The organism is Miniimonas sp. S16, assembly GCF_057748195.1.
The window spans coordinates 569,342-585,131 of sequence record NZ_CM173242.1 but is presented as its reverse complement, the minus strand read 5'-3'; the positions used below and the strand labels follow the sequence as shown (position 1 = coordinate 585,131).

The window sequence follows — 15,790 nt, the reverse complement described above, 5'->3', positions numbered from 1 at the left end:
GGGTCACTGGGCCTTCGCGGCGGCGTCGGTGAGCGCGGCGACGTAGTCGTCGAGCACCCACGGGATCGACAGCGCGGTCGGGGTGACCGCAGCGCTGAACGCGTCGCCCTCGCCGACGGCCACGACTGCGCCGTTCTGGACGGCCGGCAGCGTGCTCCACAGCGGGTCGGCCTGCATCGCGGCCAGCAGCGTGTCGTCGCCGTAGCTGACGATCACGTCGACGTCGGCGAGCTGGTCGGCGTTCTCGGCGCTGAAGTCCTGGTAGAACGCGTCCTGCTCCGCGAGGTCGGTGGCGACCTGCGGCAGGTCGAAGCCGAGGTCCTGCAGGAACGCGGTGCGCGCGTCGCCCGCGCTGTACAGCGAGATCGTCGAGAGGTCGGTGGGGCTGGCGTAGAAGAACGCCGCGGTCTTGCCCTCGAAGCCGGCGTCAGCCGTGGCGGCGGCGATCTGGTCCTCGAGGTCCGCGACGAGCGCCTCACCCTCGGACTTCAGCCCGAGCGCCTCGGCGTTGATCGTGATCTGGTCGCGCCACGGCGTGAACCACGGCACCGTCGGGTAGGCGACGGTGGGCGCGATGTCGCTGAGCGTCGCGTAGTCCTCCGCGCTCATGCCCGACTGCGCGGCGAGGATGACATCGGGCGTCGTGTCGGAGATGGCCTCGAAGTCGATGCCGTCGGTCACGTCGAACAGGACCGGCATGTCCGCGCCGAGCTCGTCGAGCTTCTCGCTCGTCCAGTCGTAGACGCCCGGCTCGGCGGCGCCGGTCCAGGCCCAGACCTGCGAGTCCATCCCGACCGGCACGACGCCGAGCGCCAGCGCGACGTCCTGGTTGCCCCAGGAGATGGTGGCCACGCGCTCGGGCTTGGCCTCGATGGTGGTGTCGCCGTGGGCGTTGGTGATCGTGACCGGGAACGCGTCGTCGGCACCATCGGCGCCGGCGTTGGTCGTGGCGTCCGCGGAGCCGTCGGCGGCCCCGTCAGTGGCGTCACCGGACGCGTCGTCGGACGAGGCGCACGCGGCGAGGCCGAGGGTGAGTGCGAGGGCGGTGGGCAGGGCAAGGGCGCGTCGGAGTCGCACGGGGCAACCTTCCTGTGGCGGGTGCGGGGGGAGACGGCAGTTCCGCCGTCGTCCGAGGGGTAAGCGTAGGCGATCCTTACCTGTGCCGGGACGGCGTGGACCGGACGAGTTTCGCGTCGGGGAGTGGCGTGCCTCACGTCACGGCCGCAGTCCGTGCCACGCTGGGCCCATGTCGAGCACGAAGCGCTGGGTGGTCCGACTGGTCGCGCTCACCCTGTTCAACATCGCGGTGGTCCTCGCGATCGTCCTGATCGTCCCGCAGGTCACCGGCGGCGTCCTGGCGATGATCGGCGCCGGCGTCGTGCTGGCGCTCGCGACGGTGTGGATCCGCCCCGCGCTCTCGCGCTACGCCACGCGCAAGGCGCAGGCGGGAGCCCCGCGGCGCAGCCCCGGCACCCAGCGCCTGGTGGCAGCGCTCGCGGTCTTCCTCGTCGCCGCAGTGATCTGGGTGCTCACGGTGCTGCTCACCTCCATCGACGTGCACGGCTGGTTCTGGGGCTACGTGGTCCCGCCGCTGGTGCTGCTGGTCGCCTGGTGGATCTACGCGCAGGTGGTGGACTCCCTCGAGGCGAAGGTGGCCAGCGCGTACGACGCTGCGGACCGCAAACTCACCTGACGCCTGACGCCTGACGCCTGACGCCCCGCCGAGTGCCGACGTCACGGCGCGGCGAGCGCCGCCTCGACCGCCGCCCGCAGCGTCTCCCGCGCCCGACCGGCCGCCGCGAGCACGGTGTCCGCGTCCACCGGGGCGGTGGCGAACGAGAGGTCCGAGACGACGCTGAGCCCGGCCACCCGCAGGCCGAGCGCCCGCGCCACGAGCGCCTCGTGCACGGTCGACATGCCCACCACCTCCACGCCCGACGCCGCGAGCAGCCGCGTCTCGGCCATTGTCTGGTACTCCGGCCCGCGCAGCTGCGCGTAGACGGCCTCGCCGCGCACGCCGACGATCGCCCCGACCGCCGAGCGCAGCCCGGTGTCCCACGTGTCGCGCGGGTCCAGGAACACCGTGCCGTCGAACGGCGAGGATCCGGTGAGGTTGGCGTGGTCGCCGATCGCGACGACGTCGCCGAGTGCGCGCTCGACGAGGCAGCCGTTGGCGTTCGTGAGCACCACGCGCCCGACCCCCGCGGCCGCGGCGACGCGCACCAGTGCTGTCACCGCGCGCCGCGGGACGCCCTCGTACAGGTGCGTGCGGCCGAGCGTCACGAGCGTGCGACGGCCGCCGACGGCGAGCGAGAGCCAGCGGTCGACGTGACCGTCCGCGGTGGGCGCCAGCACCCCGGGCAGGTCCGAGAGCCGACCCGAGCTCGCGGTCGGGTCCGCCTGCGCCCAGGCGTCGGCGAGCGGGGCGACGCCCGACCCGAGCACGACGAGCGCGTCGTGCCGGGCCGTGCCCGTGGCGGCGGCGAGGTGCTCCGCTGCGGCGCGATCCTCGCCGTCGAGCAGGGCGTCGCGGAACTGCTCGGGCGTCATCGCGGGGAGGATGCGGTGTCGGCAGCGCCCGCCGGGCCCGCGGTGCCCGCAGTGCCGAACGACACGAGCGACCCGGTCTCCTCCTGGTGCCGGACCCGGCCGCGGCACAGCAGCAGGTAGCCGACGAAGCCGATGACCAGCGCGAAGAGCACGCCGAGGTTGGCCCACGCCCAGTCGCCCTCCTTGCCGCCGACGGCGCCCAGCAGGTAGCCCTGCCAGCCCAGCCAGCCGGCGTAGGTGTTGACCACGAAGCCCCAGCCCACGACGGTCGCGACCGCGAGGACGGCCATCGCGCGGCCGTTGACGGCGCCGTAGACGCCGCGCGTGGTGAACAGGTCGGCCTCGGCGTAGTCGCGCCGGCGCAGCGCGATGTCGGCCAGCATGATGCCGGCCCAGCCGGCGATGACCACGCCGAGCGTGATGAGGAAGCCCTGGAACGGCACGAAGAAGCTGTCGGTGAAGAAGACGATGACGATCGTGCCGAGCGTCATGATCGTGCCATCGATCGCCGTCGCGACCGGGCGCGCGACGGGCAGGCCGGTCGCGAGCAGCGAGAGGCCGGAGGAGTAGATGTCGAGGATGATCCCGCCGATCAGGCCGAGGATCGCGACGACGGCGAACGGCACGAGGAACCAGGTGGGCAGGATCGTGGTGAGGGCGCCGATCGGGTCGCTCTGGATCGCAGCGCCGAGGTCGGGGTCGGAGCCGACGAGCAGGAGCCCGAACACGACCAGGGCGACGCACGGCAGCGCCGAGCCGAACGTCGTCCAGCCGACCACCCCGCGCGTGGAGGCGGACCGGGGCAGGTAGCGGGAGTAGTCGGCGCCCGCGTTCACCCAGCCGAGGCCGAAGCCCGTGAGCACCATGACCAACGCGCCGACCACCGCCGTCGCGCTGCCCGCCGGGAGGGTGGTGACGACGTCGAGGTCGATCCGCGGAAGGACGAGGACGAGATAGACGATCGTGAGCGCGGCCGTGATCCATGTGATCCAGGTCTGCACCTTCATGAGCGTGTCGAACCCGAGCACGCCGGCGCCGCCCGCGACGAGCACCACGAAGACGAGCGCGACCACCTGCGCCGCGGTGTGGTTGCCGAACCCGAGCGCCTCCATGACGGTCGCGGCCGCGAGCGTCGCCATGACGCACAGGAACGTCTCCCAGCCGACCGTGAGGATCCACGAGATCGCCGCGGACACGCGGTTCCCGTTGTAGCCGAACGCCGCGCGCGAGAGCACGAGCGTGGGCGCGGACCCGCGCTTGCCCGCGATCGCGATGAGCCCGACGAGCACGAAGCTCGCGACGACGCCGACCACCGAGGCGAGCACCGCCTGCCAGAACGAGATCCCGAAGCCGAGCACGAACGCGCCCCAGGAGATCCCGAACACCGAGATGTTCGCCGCGAACCACGGCATGAACAGGTCCGAGGGCTTTCCCTTGCGCTCGGACTCCGGGATGACGTCGGTGCCCGCCATCTCGACGGTGAGCGTGCGGGCGGCCGGCTCGGAGCCGGGAGCGGGGGGCGGTTCCGGCGAGGCAGCGGGGGTGGCCATGGCGCTCAACCTAGGCAGCGCGTCGGGACGTGTCGAGGAACACCGCCGCCGCTCGCCCGCCCAGGCTCGCCGAGCCCTTGTCTGGGTCCAACGTCGCACGGGGGCCCACCCCCCGACCCGCCATGATGGGCCCATGATCATCGGAGTCCCTCGCGCGACGGTGCACGGCGCCAGCACCGTCGCCGCGACCCCCACGACGGTGCGCGCGCTGCGCGCGCTTGGCTACGACGTCGCCGTCGAGCACGACGCCGGCGCCCGCGCCAGCCTGCTGGACCCGGACTACGAGGCGGCCGGCGCGCGCCTCGTCGGTCCCGAGGAGGCGTGGCAGGCCGACGTCGTGATCCTCGTCCACACCCCGACGCTCTCCGACGTGGCGCGCGTGCGGCCCGGCGCGGTGCTCGTCTCGATGGTCGCCCCCGCGCAGCACCCCGACCTCGTGCAGGCGCTCGCCGAGCGCGGTGTGACCTCGCTCGCGCTGGACGCGGTGCCGCGGCTGTCGCGCGCGCAGGCGCTCGACGTGCTGTCCACGCAGTCGAACATCGCCGGGTACCGCGCCGTCATCGAGGCCGCCGAGGAGTACGGCGGGATGTTCTCCGGCCAGGTCACCGCGGCCGGCAAGACCGACCCCGCCGCCGTCTTCGTGATCGGCGCGGGCGTCGCGGGGCTCGCGGCGATCGGCGCCGCGTCCAGCCTCGGCGCCCGGGTGCGCGCGTTCGACGTGCGTCCGGAGGCCGGCGAGCAGATCGCGTCGATGGGCGGGACGCCCGTCGTGGCCCCGCAGGCGCAGCAGGAGATCGCGGCCGACGGCTACGCCAAGCCGCTCACGCCCGAGCAGCAGGCCGCCGCGATGGACGTGTACGCCGTCGAGACCGAGCTGGCCGACGTCGTCATCACCACCGCGCTCGTGCGCGGCACGGCTCCCACGACGATCTCCCACGCGATGGTCGCCGCGATGCGGCCCGGCAGCGTGATCGTCGACCTCGCCGCGTCCGGCGGCGGGAACTGCGAGGACACCGTGCCGGGGGAGCGCGTCGTCACCGCGAACGGCGTCTCGGTGCTCGGCGAGACCGACCTCACCGCGCGCATGCCGCGGCACACCTCCCAGCTGCTCGGCACCAACATCGTCAACTTGCTCCAGCTGCTCACGCCGGGCAAGGACGGCACGCTCGTGCTCGACCTCGACGATGTCGTGCAGCGCGGCATGACCGTCGCGCACGCCGGGCAGATCCTCTGGCCGCCGCCGCCCGTGCAGGTGTCCGCGGCGCCCGCCGCGCCGGCCGGGCCGCCCGCACCGCCGCCGCCCACCCCGGCGGAGGTCGCCGCGCGTGCGGCGGCCGCCGCGGAGGAGGCACGACGGCGCGGCACCCGTCGCGTCGTCGGCTACGCCCTGGGTGCGGTGCTCCTCGGCCTGGCCCTGACCCTCGCACCCGTCGCGTTCCTGGGTCACATGACCGTGTTCGCGCTCGCCGTCGTGATCGGGTTCTACGTCATCTCGAACGTGAGCCACGCGCTGCACACACCGCTCATGGCGCAGACCAACGCCATCTCGGGGATCATCCTGGTCGGCGCGATGCTGCAGCTCGGCAGCTCCGACTGGCTCGTGACCGGGCTCGCGTTCGTCGCAGCGGCCGTGGCCAGCATCAACATCTTCGGTGGCTTCCTCGTGACCCACCGCATGATCGGCATGTTCCACAAGGGCGCTGACGCATGAGGATCCAGATGACCACGCTCGCGCAGGTCGCCTACCTCGCGGCGGCGATCCTCTTCATCCTCTCCCTCGCGGGCCTGTCCAAGCAGACGACGGCGCGGCGGGGCACCGTGCTCGGCATGGTCGGCATGGGCCTCGCGCTCGCCGCGACGATCGTGCTGTCGCTCGAGGGCTCCGAGCGCAACGTGCTCGTCACGGGGCTGCTCATCGCGCTCGTGCTGCTCATCGGCATCGTGGTGGGGACGTGGCGCGCCCGCACGGTCGAGATGACCCAGATGCCCGAGCTCGTCGCGATGCTGCACTCCTTCGTGGGCCTCGCGGCGGTGCTCGTGGGCTACAACTCCTTCCTCACCGAGGAGCCGGACGCGGTGCACCTCGTGGAGGTGTTCCTCGGCGTCTTCATCGGTGCGCTGACGTTCACCGGCTCGATCGTCGCCTACCTCAAGCTGTCCGCCCGGATCCCCTCCAAGGCCCTGCGGCTGCCGGGCAAGCAGGTCCTCAACGTGGCGATCCTCGTGGCCTCGGTGGCCCTGGGGGTCTGGTTCGTCGACGGCCACTCGATCTGGCCGCTGCTGGGGATGACGCTGCTGTCGCTCGCGCTCGGCTGGCACCTCGTCGCCTCGATCGGCGGCGGGGACATGCCGGTGGTGGTGTCGATGCTCAACTCCTACTCGGGCTGGGCGGCGGCCGCGGCGGGCTTCATGCTCGGCAACGACCTGCTCATCGTCACCGGTGCGCTCGTCGGCTCCTCCGGTGCGATCCTGTCCTACCTCATGTGCAAGGCCATGAACCGCTCGTTCGTCTCGGTCATCCTCGGCGGCTTCGGCGAGGGGTCGCCGGCCGCAGCGGCTGGCGCCGGGCCGGCGGGGGAGCACCGCGAGACGACGGCGCAGGACGTCGCCGCCGAGCTCCTCGCGGCCCGCACGGTCGTCATCACGCCGGGCTACGGCATGGCGGTCGCAAAGGCGCAGTACCCCGTCGCTGAGCTCGTCGCCAAGCTGCGCGAGCGCGGGGTCGACGTGCGGTTCGGCGTGCACCCGGTGGCCGGGCGCCTGCCGGGCCACATGAACGTGCTGCTGGCCGAGGCCAAGGTGCCCTACGACGTCGTGCTCGAGATGGACGAGGTGAACGACGACCTCGCGGCGACCGACGTGGTGCTGGTGATCGGTGCGAACGACACGGTGAACCCGGCGGCGCAGGACGACCCGACGTCGCCGATCGCGGGGATGCCCGTGCTGCGGGTGTGGGAGGCGGGTCACGTCGTGGTGTTCAAGCGGTCGATGGCCACGGGCTACGCGGGTGTGCAGAACCCGCTGTTCTTCCGCGACAACACCTCGATGCTGTTCGGTGACGCGAAGCAGCGGGTGGAGGACATCGTCAGGGCGCTGTGACCGGGCGAGGTCATGCTGGCCGGCCCGCACCCGCGTAGCGTTGCGGGTGAGGCGCTCGCTCGCGAGGGTGCCTTTGGGAGCCGACGATCGATTGCACATCACTTCCTTTAGCGGAAGACTAGTGAAATGATCTCGGTCGAGGAGGCCGCCCGGCACCTGGGGCGCAGTGAGCGATGGGTCCGCGCGATGCTCGCCGACGGACGGCTCGACGGCGAGCGCATCGCCGGGCGCTGGCTGGTGGACCCCGCGTCGCTCCCCGTGGTTCCCGTGCGTGCGGGCAGGACCGCCGGCGTCGAGATGGCGTGGTCGCTCATCGCGCTCTCGGACGGTGACCGTCTTGACGGTCTCTCGGCTGTCGCGCGCCACCGCCTCCGTCGCCGGTTCGACGAGCTGCTCGCGAGCCCCGACCCTCTGCCCCTGCTCCGTGCGCTGCTGGACTCGCGCGCCGAGCGCCACCGGCTCCACGTGGACGAGCCCGAGGCGCTCCTCGTGGAGGATGCGTTCATCGCGTCGGGACGCAGCGACCCCCGCTCGGGGATGTACGGTCCCGACTTCGCCGAGGGGTACGTCCGGCCCGAAGACTTGCGGGCAGTCCGACGCCGGCACCTCGCGGTCGAGGCCAAGGCAGGCGAGCGGCACAACCTCGTGGTTCACGTCGGCAATGTCCCCGAAGGACTGCGCGCGCCGGTGCCGCTGCTGCTCGTGGCCGCCGACCTGGCGCAGGCCGGCTCCCGCGAGGCGCAACAGGCCGAGATCATCCTGAGAGACCTGGGCAGGTACCGGGGGGTCGAACGTGACGGGTGAGCCCACCGTGATCCCGGTGCTCGGTCGTGCACAGGAGAGCGGCTGGATCGGCCTGCTCGAGCTGTTCGAGCGACTCCCGCGACACTGGACCTTGGTGGGCGGCCAACTGGTGCACTACTGGTGCGCGGTCCGCGGCCGGTGGCCCGAGCGAGCCACTGACGACGCCGACACCGTGCTGGACGTCCGCGGCGAGCCTCATGCGCTACTCCTGGTCACTGGCGTTCTGCGCGACCTCGGCTTCGCCGCGACCGGGACGACACCCACCGGGCACCAGCACCGCTGGCAGCGGGGGGACGCCGTGATCGACCTGCTCATTCCACGCCACCTCGGGGCCCGTGCCGACAGTCGGACCGGCGTCAGCGGCGGGACCACCCTGGCTACTCCCGGCGCCCAGAAGGTCATCGATCGCTCCAGCATTGCGCCGGTGAAGGTGGGGAAGCGGACGGGCGCGATCCTGCGCCCCTCACTGATCGGTGCGCTCGTCGGAAAGGCGGCTGCGCGCAGCGTCGCCCTCGACCGCCACCGCGACCGCCACCTGATCGACTTCGGCGTCCTCTGCTCGCTGCTCGACCCGAGCGACGGTGTGGAGGCCGAGACGCTGGACCGCAGTGAGCGCGGACGACTGACGTGGATGGTTTCCGAGATGCGCACCAACCGCCCCGCCTGGGCTTTCGTGGGCGGGGCCGACAGGGGACTCGGCCGACTCGAGCTCATCCTCGACGACCAGGACTGACGCTCCACGCCAACACCTCGACGCTGTCCGGCAACGCGAAGCAGCGGGGTGGAGGAGCTCGTCAGGGCGTTGTGACCAGGCTGGGCGGCGCCGCCTCCAGCAGGTCGAGCATGTCCGCGGACCACCGGTGGACCACGTCGAGCCGGTCGGCGAACGCCGGGTCGACCTGCGCGGTCCCGGTGTACCAGAGGTCGAACGCGACCTGTCGCGCCGCGATGTAGTCGTCGAGGTGGGTCGTGTCGATCGGCCGGACCTTGCGGTAGGCGGTGAGGAGGGCGTCGCGCAGCATCGGGTACTCCGGCTCGTCGCGCCGCTCCCACAGGGCGACCGCGAGGTCGTACACCCTCGGGCCGGTGCCGGAGTCGTCGAAGTCGATGAGGCTGATCGTGCGGTCGTGGTGCACGACGTTGCCGAGATGCAGGTCGGCGTGTATCAGGCCGACGTCGGCGTCGTTCGCCATGACCGGACCTAGCCGGTCGCGGACGGCGTCGAAGCGTTCGGCCAGCGCTCGCGGCAGAAGCTCCCAGCATTCGGAGGCGCGCAGCGTGCCGTAGACCATGACGTCTCCGAAGAACGCCTCGTGGTCCCAGGTCAGGCGTGCGAACCCGGGGAGTGGGGTCCACGTGTCGGCCTGGTGATGCAGCGTGGCCATCGCCCGGCCGAGCCGCGCGAAGTGGACCGGGTGCGTGAAGTCCTCGATGATCCGCCCCTCGACCCAGCGCAGTACGGAGCACACCCGGGTCCAGTCGCCCCCCGCGCCCGTCGCCGTGAGCGAGCCGTCGCGCGTCTCGATCGGCTCGGGGACGCCGACGTCGGCGCCCGACGCGATCGCGCGCAGCCACGTAAGCTCCGATCCGATCGCGACGTGGGGGTCGAGCGACCGGCCGTGCCGCAACGGGCGGTGCACGCGCACGAGGAAGCGGCCGTCGTCGCAGTCGAGGCGGAACGTCGTGTTCTCCCCGTGCGTGAGGAACGTCAGGCGCCCCGGCGGCATCGGGTACTCCCGCAGCGCGGACGTCGCCACCGCGCGGGCCCGTGCGAGCTGGGCGCGCCGGGGGAGCATCTCAGGGCCGACGATCGAGCTGGTCCACGCGGACAGTGTCCGCGCGCCGGAGCGTCGTCGGCAAGGGTCGTGGCGCTCGGTCTGCCAGGCTTCGGGGGTGCCCCCGCAGCTCCTCGTGCTCCTGGCCGCGGTCTGCTTCGGCACGACCGGCACGGCGCAGGCGTTCGCGCCCGACGGCGCCACGTCCGTCTCGCTCGGCAGCGCGCGCCTGGTCCTGGGTGGGCTCGGGCTGGCGCTGGTGGCGTGGGTCGCCCGGGCGCGAGCCGGGCGGGATGTTGCGTTCCCGAAGGCGACGCCTGACGGCCCCGGGCAGGGCGTGCTCGCGCGGGTGCCGACCTGGCTCGTCGTGCTGGTCGCGGCGGCGGGCGTGCTCGCCTACCAGCCGACCTTCTTCGGCGGGACCCGCGCCAACGGGGTCGCCGTCGGCACCGTCCTGGCGCTCGGCTCGGCGCCCCTCTTCACGGGCCTGCTGGAGTGGACCCTGCTCGGCCGCCGACCCGGGCGGGTGTGGCTGGGGGCGACGGCGCTCGCCGTCGTCGGCATCGGGCTGCTCGCCTCAGGGGAGGGCGACGCGGGCGGCGGCCCGGGCGGTCTGCTGCTCTCCCTCGGTGCGGGCGCGTCGTACGCGCTCTACGCCGTGGGGGTGAAGGTCCTGCTGGACCGCGGCTGGGCGTCGGCGGACGCGGTCGGGGCGGTGTTCGGCGTCGGCGGCGTGCTCGCGCTGCCCCTGCTGCTGGCGACGGACACGGCCTGGCTCGCCACGCCGTCGGGCCTCGCGATGGTGGCGTGGCTCGGCGTGGTGACCGTCATCGTCGCCTACCTCCTGTTCGGGGCGGGCCTGCGGCACCTGCCCGCGGCCACGGTCTCGACCCTCACGCTGGCCGAGCCCGCGACCGCGGCGCTGCTCGGGCTGCTCGTGCTCGACGAGCGGCTCGCGCCGCTCGCGTGGGCGGGCGTCGCGGTGGTGGCGCTCGCCGTCGTGCTGCTCAGCGTCACGCCGACGCCGGGCAGGTGGCTCGCGCGCACCCGGCGCTAGAGCTCGCGCACCGTCTGCGTGAACAGCGCCGAGTAGGCGTTGAGCGCGGGCTGGCCGCCGAGGTGGGCGTAAAGGACGTTCGAGCCGGGCTCGATGCGGCCCGTGCGTGCGAGGTCGATCAGCCCCGCCATCGACTTGCCCTCGTACACGGGGTCGAGGATCACGCCCTCGAGCTGGCCGACGAGCCGGATCGCCCGCAGCGTCGAGTCCACCGGGATGCCGTACTCGTCCCCGGCCCAGCCCTCGAGCACCGTGATCTCGTCCTCGCGCAGGTCGCGCGGCACGCCGATCAGCGCTGCGGTGCGCCGGGCGATCCGCTCGACCTGCTCGCGGGTCTGCGCGAGCGTCGCCGAGGCGTCGATGCCCAGGACGGTGCGCCGTCGTCCGCCCGCGGCCTCGAGGTCGGCGAAGCCGGCGATCATGCCCGCGTGCGTCGACCCGGTCACCGTGCACACCACGATCGTGTCGAAGAAGACGCCGAGCTCGGCCTCCTGCGCCGCGACCTCGTGCGCCCAGCCGGCGAAGCCGAGTCCGCCGAGGCGGTGGTCGGACGCGCCGGCGGGGATCGCGTAGGGCGTGCCGCCGCGTCGCTCGACGTCCTCGATCGCCTGGCGCCAGGAGTCGCGGAAGCCGATGTCGAAGCCCGAGGCGTCGAGGCGGACCTCGGCGCCCATGACGCGGGAGAGCAGGATGTTGCCCACGCGGTCGTTGACGCTGTCCGGCCAGTCCACCCACCGCTCCTGGACGAGCACCGCCTGCATCCCCAGGTGCGCGGCGACCGCGGCGACCTGCCGTGTGTGGTTGGACTGCACGCCGCCGATGCTCACGAGCGTGTCCGCACCCGAGGCGATCGCGTCCGGCACGAGGTACTCGAGCTTGCGCACCTTGTTGCCGCCGTAGGCCAGTCCGGAGCTGCAGTCCTCGCGCTTGGCCCAGATCCGCGGTCCGCCGAGGTGAGCCGAGAGGCGGTCGAGAGGGTGCACCGGGCTCGGGCCGAAGGTGAGCGGGTAGCGCGGGAAGTCGGACAGCGGCACGGGGGCTCCTCGGTGGTGGTGTGGTCGGACGGACGGGCAAACGGAGGGGGCCGGGCAAACGGATGGACCGGCAAACAGGCGGGCACACACCGGGTGACGCCGACGCCGATGCCGCCGCCAACAGCGTTCTGTTTGCGGAACATCTGCGCCCACCGTAGCGCCTGCTGTTCCGTAAACGGAACGATAGGCTCGACCCCATGACGGACACCACCGCGGAAGCGCTGGCGGGACGGGTGGGCGAGCGCGTGCGCGCGCTGCGCGCCGCCCGGGGCCTGAGCCTCTCGGCGCTGGCCGAGGCGTCCGGGGTGGGCAAGGGGTCGCTCTCGGAGCTCGAGAACGGCACCCGCAACCCGACGCTCGCCACGCTGTACTCCATCGCCGGCCCGCTCGGCGTCCCGCTCGCGGCGCTGCTCGCCGATGCCGGCGCCGGCGCCGACAGCGACGGCGTCGCCGTGACGCTGCTCGAGGCCCGCCGCGAGGGCGCGGTGGTGCGTGAGGTCTACGCCCTCCAGCTCGCGCCCGGCGCGCACCGGGCGTCGCCGCCGCACGGCCCGGGGGTCGTGGAGCACCTGCTCGTCACGGCGGGCGAGGCGCGGGTCGGCGCCGCCGACGCGGAACGGACGCTCGCCGTCGGGCACTGTCACGCCTGGGCGAGCGACGTCGAGCACACCTACGCCGGCGGGCCTGCCGGCGCGAGCGGCGTCCTCACGATCACGACGCCCGAGTCCGAGCCAGCCCGTACCCTGGGGCGGTGACAGACGCTCCGATCCGGCTGGTGGCCTTCGACCTCGACGACACCCTGGCCCCCTCGAAGTCCCCCCTCCCGGACCCCGTGGCCGACCTGCTGCGCCGGCTGCTCGCGCGCGTGCCCGTCTGCGTGATCTCGGGCGGGCAGTACGCGCAGTTCCGCCACCAGGTGCTGGACCGGCTCGAGCTCACGCCCGAGCTCGCGGCCCGCCTCCACCTCATGCCCACGTGCGGGACGCAGTACTACCGCTGGGACGGCACCGAGTTCGCGCAGGTCTACGCCGAGACGCTCACCGAAGCCGAGCGCGACGCCGCGCTCGCCGCGCTCGAGGAGCAGGCCCGCGCGCTGGGCCTGTGGGAGACCCAGACGTGGGGGCCGGTCCTGGAGGACCGCGGCTCCCAGATCACCTTCTCGGCGCTCGGCCAGGCCGCGCCCGTCGACGCGAAGGCGGCCTGGGACCCGACCGGTGCGCGCAAGGGCGCGCTGCGGGACGCGGTGGCCGTGCTGCTGCCCGACCTCGAGGTGCGCTCCGGCGGCTCCACGTCCGTGGACATCACGCGCAAGGGAATCGACAAGGCGTACGGCATGCGCGCCCTCGTCGACCTCGCGGGCGTGCCGCTGGCGGAGATGTTCTTCGTGGGCGACCGCCTCGACGAGGGGGGCAACGACCGGCCGGTCCTCGACCTCGGCGTGCGCTGCCACGCCGTCGACGGCTGGGAGGACACCGTCGCCTACCTGCGCGACGAGCTTCTGCCGCTGCTGGACGCCCAGGGCTAGGCCGTGCACCGGCGTCTCCGGCTGGCGACTGCCGCGCTGGCGCTCGCCGTCGGCGCGCTCACCGCGTGCTCCGGCTTCGCCGAGCTGCCCGCCGACCCCGCCGCGAGCGCAAGCCCGGGCGCGCTGGTCGCCGGCGACCTGCCCGACGTCATCCTGTCCGGCGACACGGCCGGCACCCTCGCCGTCTCCGCCAGCCAGGAGTTCTTCACCACGGCCGGGATCGTCGTCCTCACGCCCGCCGACGAGGCGTCCCAGGTGCGCGCCGCGTCGATCGCGATGCTGCTCGGCGTGCCGGCCCTGGTCATGGGCGACGGCGCCGACGACGCCGTGGCGACAGAGCTCACGCGGCTCGGCACGCACACGGTGCTCGTGGTCGACGGCGCCGAGGTGCCCGAGCTCGGCGAGGACCGCCCGCTGCTGCGCGCGGTGCAGGCGCCGCGCGAGCTGAGCGCGCTCCAGGTGGTGCTCGGCCACGATCTCGCGGGCGAGGAGGTGATCCAGCCCGAGGACGCGGTGGAGGCCATCGCCGATGCGCAGGCCCCGTTCGACTGGCTGCTCACCACCGAGTCGACGCAGACGCCGAGCCCGGACGCCAGTGCGCCCGCGCTCGCGGACCTGCCGGGGCTGCCGCCCGTGCTCGCGACGGCGCGCCTCGCCGACACGGTGACGGTCTCCGACGGCGGAGCGCACCAGGTCGCCGCGCTCGGCACCGCGCGTGCCGCGGGCTCCGCCGTCGTGGTGACCGACGAGCCCGTCCTCGCCGACAGCGCCGCGAGCGCGCGGATCTACGGGCTGCAGCCGACCCGCGCCGTCGGCGTCGGCGACGTGGGCACGCTCGAGGCGCTCTCCTACGAGGTCGCGGTGGCGGCCACCGGCACGCAGCTGCCCGGCGGCGGCCAGCTCCTCCTGCCGGGCTCGGTCTACGTGGGGGTGCGCGGCACGGCCGGTTCCGGGTTCCCCGACTGGGACGCGCTCGCCTCGACGGCGGGGCAGATCGCCGACGGCGAGGGCGTGCCGACGGCGGAGGTGATCACCACGGTCGTCACCTCCTCCCGAGGGCGCTCGGGCACTTACAGCGCGCGTGCGGAGCTCGCCGCGATCCGCGACGTCGTGGCCGTCGCGCAGGAGCGCGGGGTGATGGTGCTCCTCGCGTTCCAGCCGGGTCGGGAGTCGTTCCTGGATCAGGTGCAGGCGTACGCGGACGTGCTCGGCTCGCCCAACGTCGGGCTCGTGCTCGAGCCGCGCTGGCGGCTGGCGGAGTCCGAGACCCCCGAGTCGCACGGCGGCACCTTCGGCGACGCCGAGGTGGCGGGGGTCGTGGACTGGCTCGCGGACCTCACGCGCGACGCCGCGCTCCCGCCGAAGCTCGTCGTCGTGCGCTCGCCCGTGGACGCCTCGGCGATGGTGACGTCGCGGCCCGAGGTGAACCTTGTGGTCCAGGTCGACGGTGAAGCGGTCACGCCTGCCTCCGACGTGCCGGGTGCGCCGGCGGCGGTGTCGGCCGGACAGGTGTGGGAGGGCGCCGTGGTGCCGGGACCCGCGTGGTGGGGCTGGTGGCAGGGCGCGAACGCCGTCTCGCTCGGGGAGCTGCAGGCGCTGAACCCGGCGCCGGTGGTGGTGACGTCGGGGTCGTAGCAGGCCGACGGTGTCACCGTGACACCGCATTCGGGTAGGTGACACCGAAGGGGTGACATTTGGTGTCATGGTGTGTCACCATGGTGTCATGACCTTCGACGACCACGTGCGCACCGTGCGCGACCAGCTCACCGTCCTCGGCGCCTCGACCGGTGGCCCGGTGGAGGAGGCCGCGATACGGCTCTCGCTCGCCGTCGAGCCCGCCGTCCGCCTCGCTCTCCAGGGCGTCCTCGAGGACGCCGCCCGCACGCTCGACGACCAGCTCGGAGCGGTGGCCGACGTCGAGGTGCGCCTGCAGGAGGGCGAGCCCGTGCTCGTCGCCCGGCTCCGCACCGAGGCGTTCGGGCCGACGGCGGCGTTGGAGCCGACGGACGCGCTCGACCCCACCGCGGTGCTCGACACCTCGCCCTACGGCACGCCTTCCGCGTGGCCCGCCGGGTCGGCCGGGGGGCCCGTGGACTCCCCGGTCGACGGTTCCGGCGATGCGGCGGGCGGCGACGGCGGGGGCGGTGACGGCGGGGGCGGTGACGGCGGGGCCACGCGGTTCACGCTCCGCATCCCCGACGCGCTCAAGGCGCGGGTCGATGCCGCGGCCGCCGCGGCCGGCCAGTCCACCAACACCTGGTTCGTCCAGGCCGCCGAGCTCCGCCTGCGCGCGGGGTGGCAGGCCGGCCCGGCCGGGCAGCAGGGGCCGCCGTCGCGTCGCGGTCACCGCCTCACCGGCTGGGTCGGCTGACCGCCGGCTCGCACCACCGCCACCG

General features: G+C 73.6%; 15 protein-coding genes. 10 read left to right on the top strand and 5 right to left on the bottom strand.

All coding sequences use genetic code 11. The features are described 5' to 3' along the window. Positions 1-3: 3 nt before the first annotated feature. The gene (locus AC3AQ1_RS02640) at positions 4-1,077 is read right to left on the bottom strand and encodes an iron-siderophore ABC transporter substrate-binding protein (RefSeq protein WP_108717716.1); all 1,074 of its coding nucleotides are present in this window, start codon (positions 1,075-1,077) and stop codon (positions 4-6) included. A 169-nt stretch (positions 1,078-1,246) separates the two neighbouring features. Between AC3AQ1_RS02640 and AC3AQ1_RS02635 the strand changes: the two genes are divergently transcribed. Further along, a complete protein-coding gene (locus AC3AQ1_RS02635) occupies positions 1,247-1,693 on the top strand; it encodes a hypothetical protein (RefSeq protein ID WP_108717715.1) in 447 nt (148 codons plus the stop codon). Positions 1,694-1,734: 41 nt separating this feature from the next. On the opposite strand, the gene AC3AQ1_RS02630 is transcribed toward AC3AQ1_RS02635, so the two are convergent. Both AC3AQ1_RS02630 and AC3AQ1_RS02625 read right to left on the bottom strand, forming a co-directional pair. Continuing rightward, entirely contained in the window at positions 1,735-2,550 is an 816-nt protein-coding gene (locus AC3AQ1_RS02630) for a purine-nucleoside phosphorylase (RefSeq protein WP_108717714.1), read from the bottom strand. After that, entirely contained in the window at positions 2,547-4,100 is a 1,554-nt protein-coding gene (locus AC3AQ1_RS02625; RefSeq protein WP_199916511.1) for a purine-cytosine permease family protein, read from the bottom strand. The genes AC3AQ1_RS02630 and AC3AQ1_RS02625 overlap by 4 nt, the downstream gene beginning before the upstream one ends. A 133-nt stretch (positions 4,101-4,233) precedes the next feature. Between AC3AQ1_RS02625 and AC3AQ1_RS02620 the strand changes: the two genes are divergently transcribed. The 4 genes from AC3AQ1_RS02620 to AC3AQ1_RS02605 all read left to right on the top strand — a co-directional run bounded on the left by AC3AQ1_RS02620 (position 4,234) and on the right by AC3AQ1_RS02605 (position 8,736). Next, entirely contained in the window at positions 4,234-5,811 is a 1,578-nt protein-coding gene (locus AC3AQ1_RS02620; RefSeq protein WP_108717713.1) for a Re/Si-specific NAD(P)(+) transhydrogenase subunit alpha, read from the top strand. An 8-nt stretch (positions 5,812-5,819) separates the two neighbouring features. After that, entirely contained in the window at positions 5,820-7,199 is a 1,380-nt protein-coding gene (gene pntB / locus AC3AQ1_RS02615; RefSeq protein WP_108717712.1) for a Re/Si-specific NAD(P)(+) transhydrogenase subunit beta, read from the top strand. Between the two features lie 126 nt (positions 7,200-7,325). Next, entirely contained in the window at positions 7,326-8,003 is a 678-nt protein-coding gene (locus AC3AQ1_RS02610; protein ID WP_108717711.1) for a helix-turn-helix domain-containing protein, read from the top strand. A gap of 7 nt (positions 8,004-8,010) precedes the next feature. Further along, positions 8,011-8,736 carry a hypothetical protein gene (locus AC3AQ1_RS02605; protein ID WP_139986653.1) on the top strand — a complete coding sequence of 242 codons (726 nt, stop codon included), beginning with the start codon at positions 8,011-8,013 and terminating at the stop codon, positions 8,734-8,736. Between the two features lie 61 nt (positions 8,737-8,797). On the opposite strand, the gene AC3AQ1_RS02600 is transcribed toward AC3AQ1_RS02605, so the two are convergent. After that, positions 8,798-9,799, bottom strand: coding sequence for a phosphotransferase enzyme family protein (locus AC3AQ1_RS02600; RefSeq protein WP_108719925.1), 1,002 nt, complete (start codon positions 9,797-9,799; stop codon positions 8,798-8,800). Between the two features lie 97 nt (positions 9,800-9,896). On the opposite strand from AC3AQ1_RS02600, the gene AC3AQ1_RS02595 reads away from it, so the two are divergent. Further along, the gene (locus AC3AQ1_RS02595; RefSeq protein WP_108717709.1) at positions 9,897-10,835 is read left to right on the top strand and encodes a DMT family transporter; all 939 of its coding nucleotides are present in this window, start codon (positions 9,897-9,899) and stop codon (positions 10,833-10,835) included. On the opposite strand, the gene AC3AQ1_RS02590 is transcribed toward AC3AQ1_RS02595, so the two are convergent. Beyond that, entirely contained in the window at positions 10,832-11,869 is a 1,038-nt protein-coding gene (locus AC3AQ1_RS02590) for a 1-aminocyclopropane-1-carboxylate deaminase (RefSeq protein WP_108717708.1), read from the bottom strand. The genes AC3AQ1_RS02595 and AC3AQ1_RS02590 overlap by 4 nt on opposite strands. 197 nt (positions 11,870-12,066) lie before the next feature. On the opposite strand from AC3AQ1_RS02590, the gene AC3AQ1_RS02585 reads away from it, so the two are divergent. From AC3AQ1_RS02585 to AC3AQ1_RS02570, 4 genes are all read left to right on the top strand, one after another. Next, the gene (locus AC3AQ1_RS02585; protein WP_108717707.1) at positions 12,067-12,624 is read left to right on the top strand and encodes an XRE family transcriptional regulator; all 558 of its coding nucleotides are present in this window, start codon (positions 12,067-12,069) and stop codon (positions 12,622-12,624) included. Beyond that, positions 12,621-13,394: an HAD-IIB family hydrolase gene (locus AC3AQ1_RS02580; RefSeq protein ID WP_108717706.1), complete on the top strand. Its 774-nt coding sequence runs from the start codon at positions 12,621-12,623 to the stop codon at positions 13,392-13,394. Before AC3AQ1_RS02585 ends, AC3AQ1_RS02580 begins: the two co-directional genes overlap by 4 nt. Before the next feature lie 3 nt (positions 13,395-13,397). Beyond that, entirely contained in the window at positions 13,398-15,029 is a 1,632-nt protein-coding gene (locus tag AC3AQ1_RS02575) for a hypothetical protein (RefSeq protein WP_108717705.1), read from the top strand. A gap of 88 nt (positions 15,030-15,117) precedes the next feature. Next, complete coding sequence (locus AC3AQ1_RS02570; RefSeq protein WP_199916510.1) at positions 15,118-15,765, top strand: toxin-antitoxin system HicB family antitoxin; 648 nt, start codon at positions 15,118-15,120, stop codon at positions 15,763-15,765. Positions 15,766-15,790: the final 25 nt, after the last annotated feature.

What these genes read in the sequence shown, in the direction of transcription:
- AC3AQ1_RS02610 (WP_108717711.1), top strand. Translation starts at nt 7,326, where the DNA reads ATGATCTCGGTCGAGGAGGCCGCCCGGCACCTGGGGCGCAGTGAGCGA.
- AC3AQ1_RS02570 (WP_199916510.1), top strand. Translation starts at nt 15,118, where the DNA reads ATGACCTTCGACGACCACGTGCGCACCGTGCGCGACCAGCTCACCGTC.
- AC3AQ1_RS02630 (WP_108717714.1), bottom strand. Translation starts at nt 2,550, where the DNA reads ATGACGCCCGAGCAGTTCCGCGACGCCCTGCTCGACGGCGAGGATCGC.
- AC3AQ1_RS02625 (WP_199916511.1), bottom strand. Translation starts at nt 4,100, where the DNA reads ATGGCCACCCCCGCTGCCTCGCCGGAACCGCCCCCCGCTCCCGGCTCC.
- AC3AQ1_RS02620 (WP_108717713.1), top strand. Translation starts at nt 4,234, where the DNA reads ATGATCATCGGAGTCCCTCGCGCGACGGTGCACGGCGCCAGCACCGTC.
- pntB (WP_108717712.1), top strand. Translation starts at nt 5,820, where the DNA reads ATGACCACGCTCGCGCAGGTCGCCTACCTCGCGGCGGCGATCCTCTTC.
- AC3AQ1_RS02585 (WP_108717707.1), top strand. Translation starts at nt 12,067, where the DNA reads ATGACGGACACCACCGCGGAAGCGCTGGCGGGACGGGTGGGCGAGCGC.
- AC3AQ1_RS02635 (WP_108717715.1), top strand. Translation starts at nt 1,247, where the DNA reads ATGTCGAGCACGAAGCGCTGGGTGGTCCGACTGGTCGCGCTCACCCTG.
- AC3AQ1_RS02600 (WP_108719925.1), bottom strand. Translation starts at nt 9,799, where the DNA reads ATGCTCCCCCGGCGCGCCCAGCTCGCACGGGCCCGCGCGGTGGCGACG.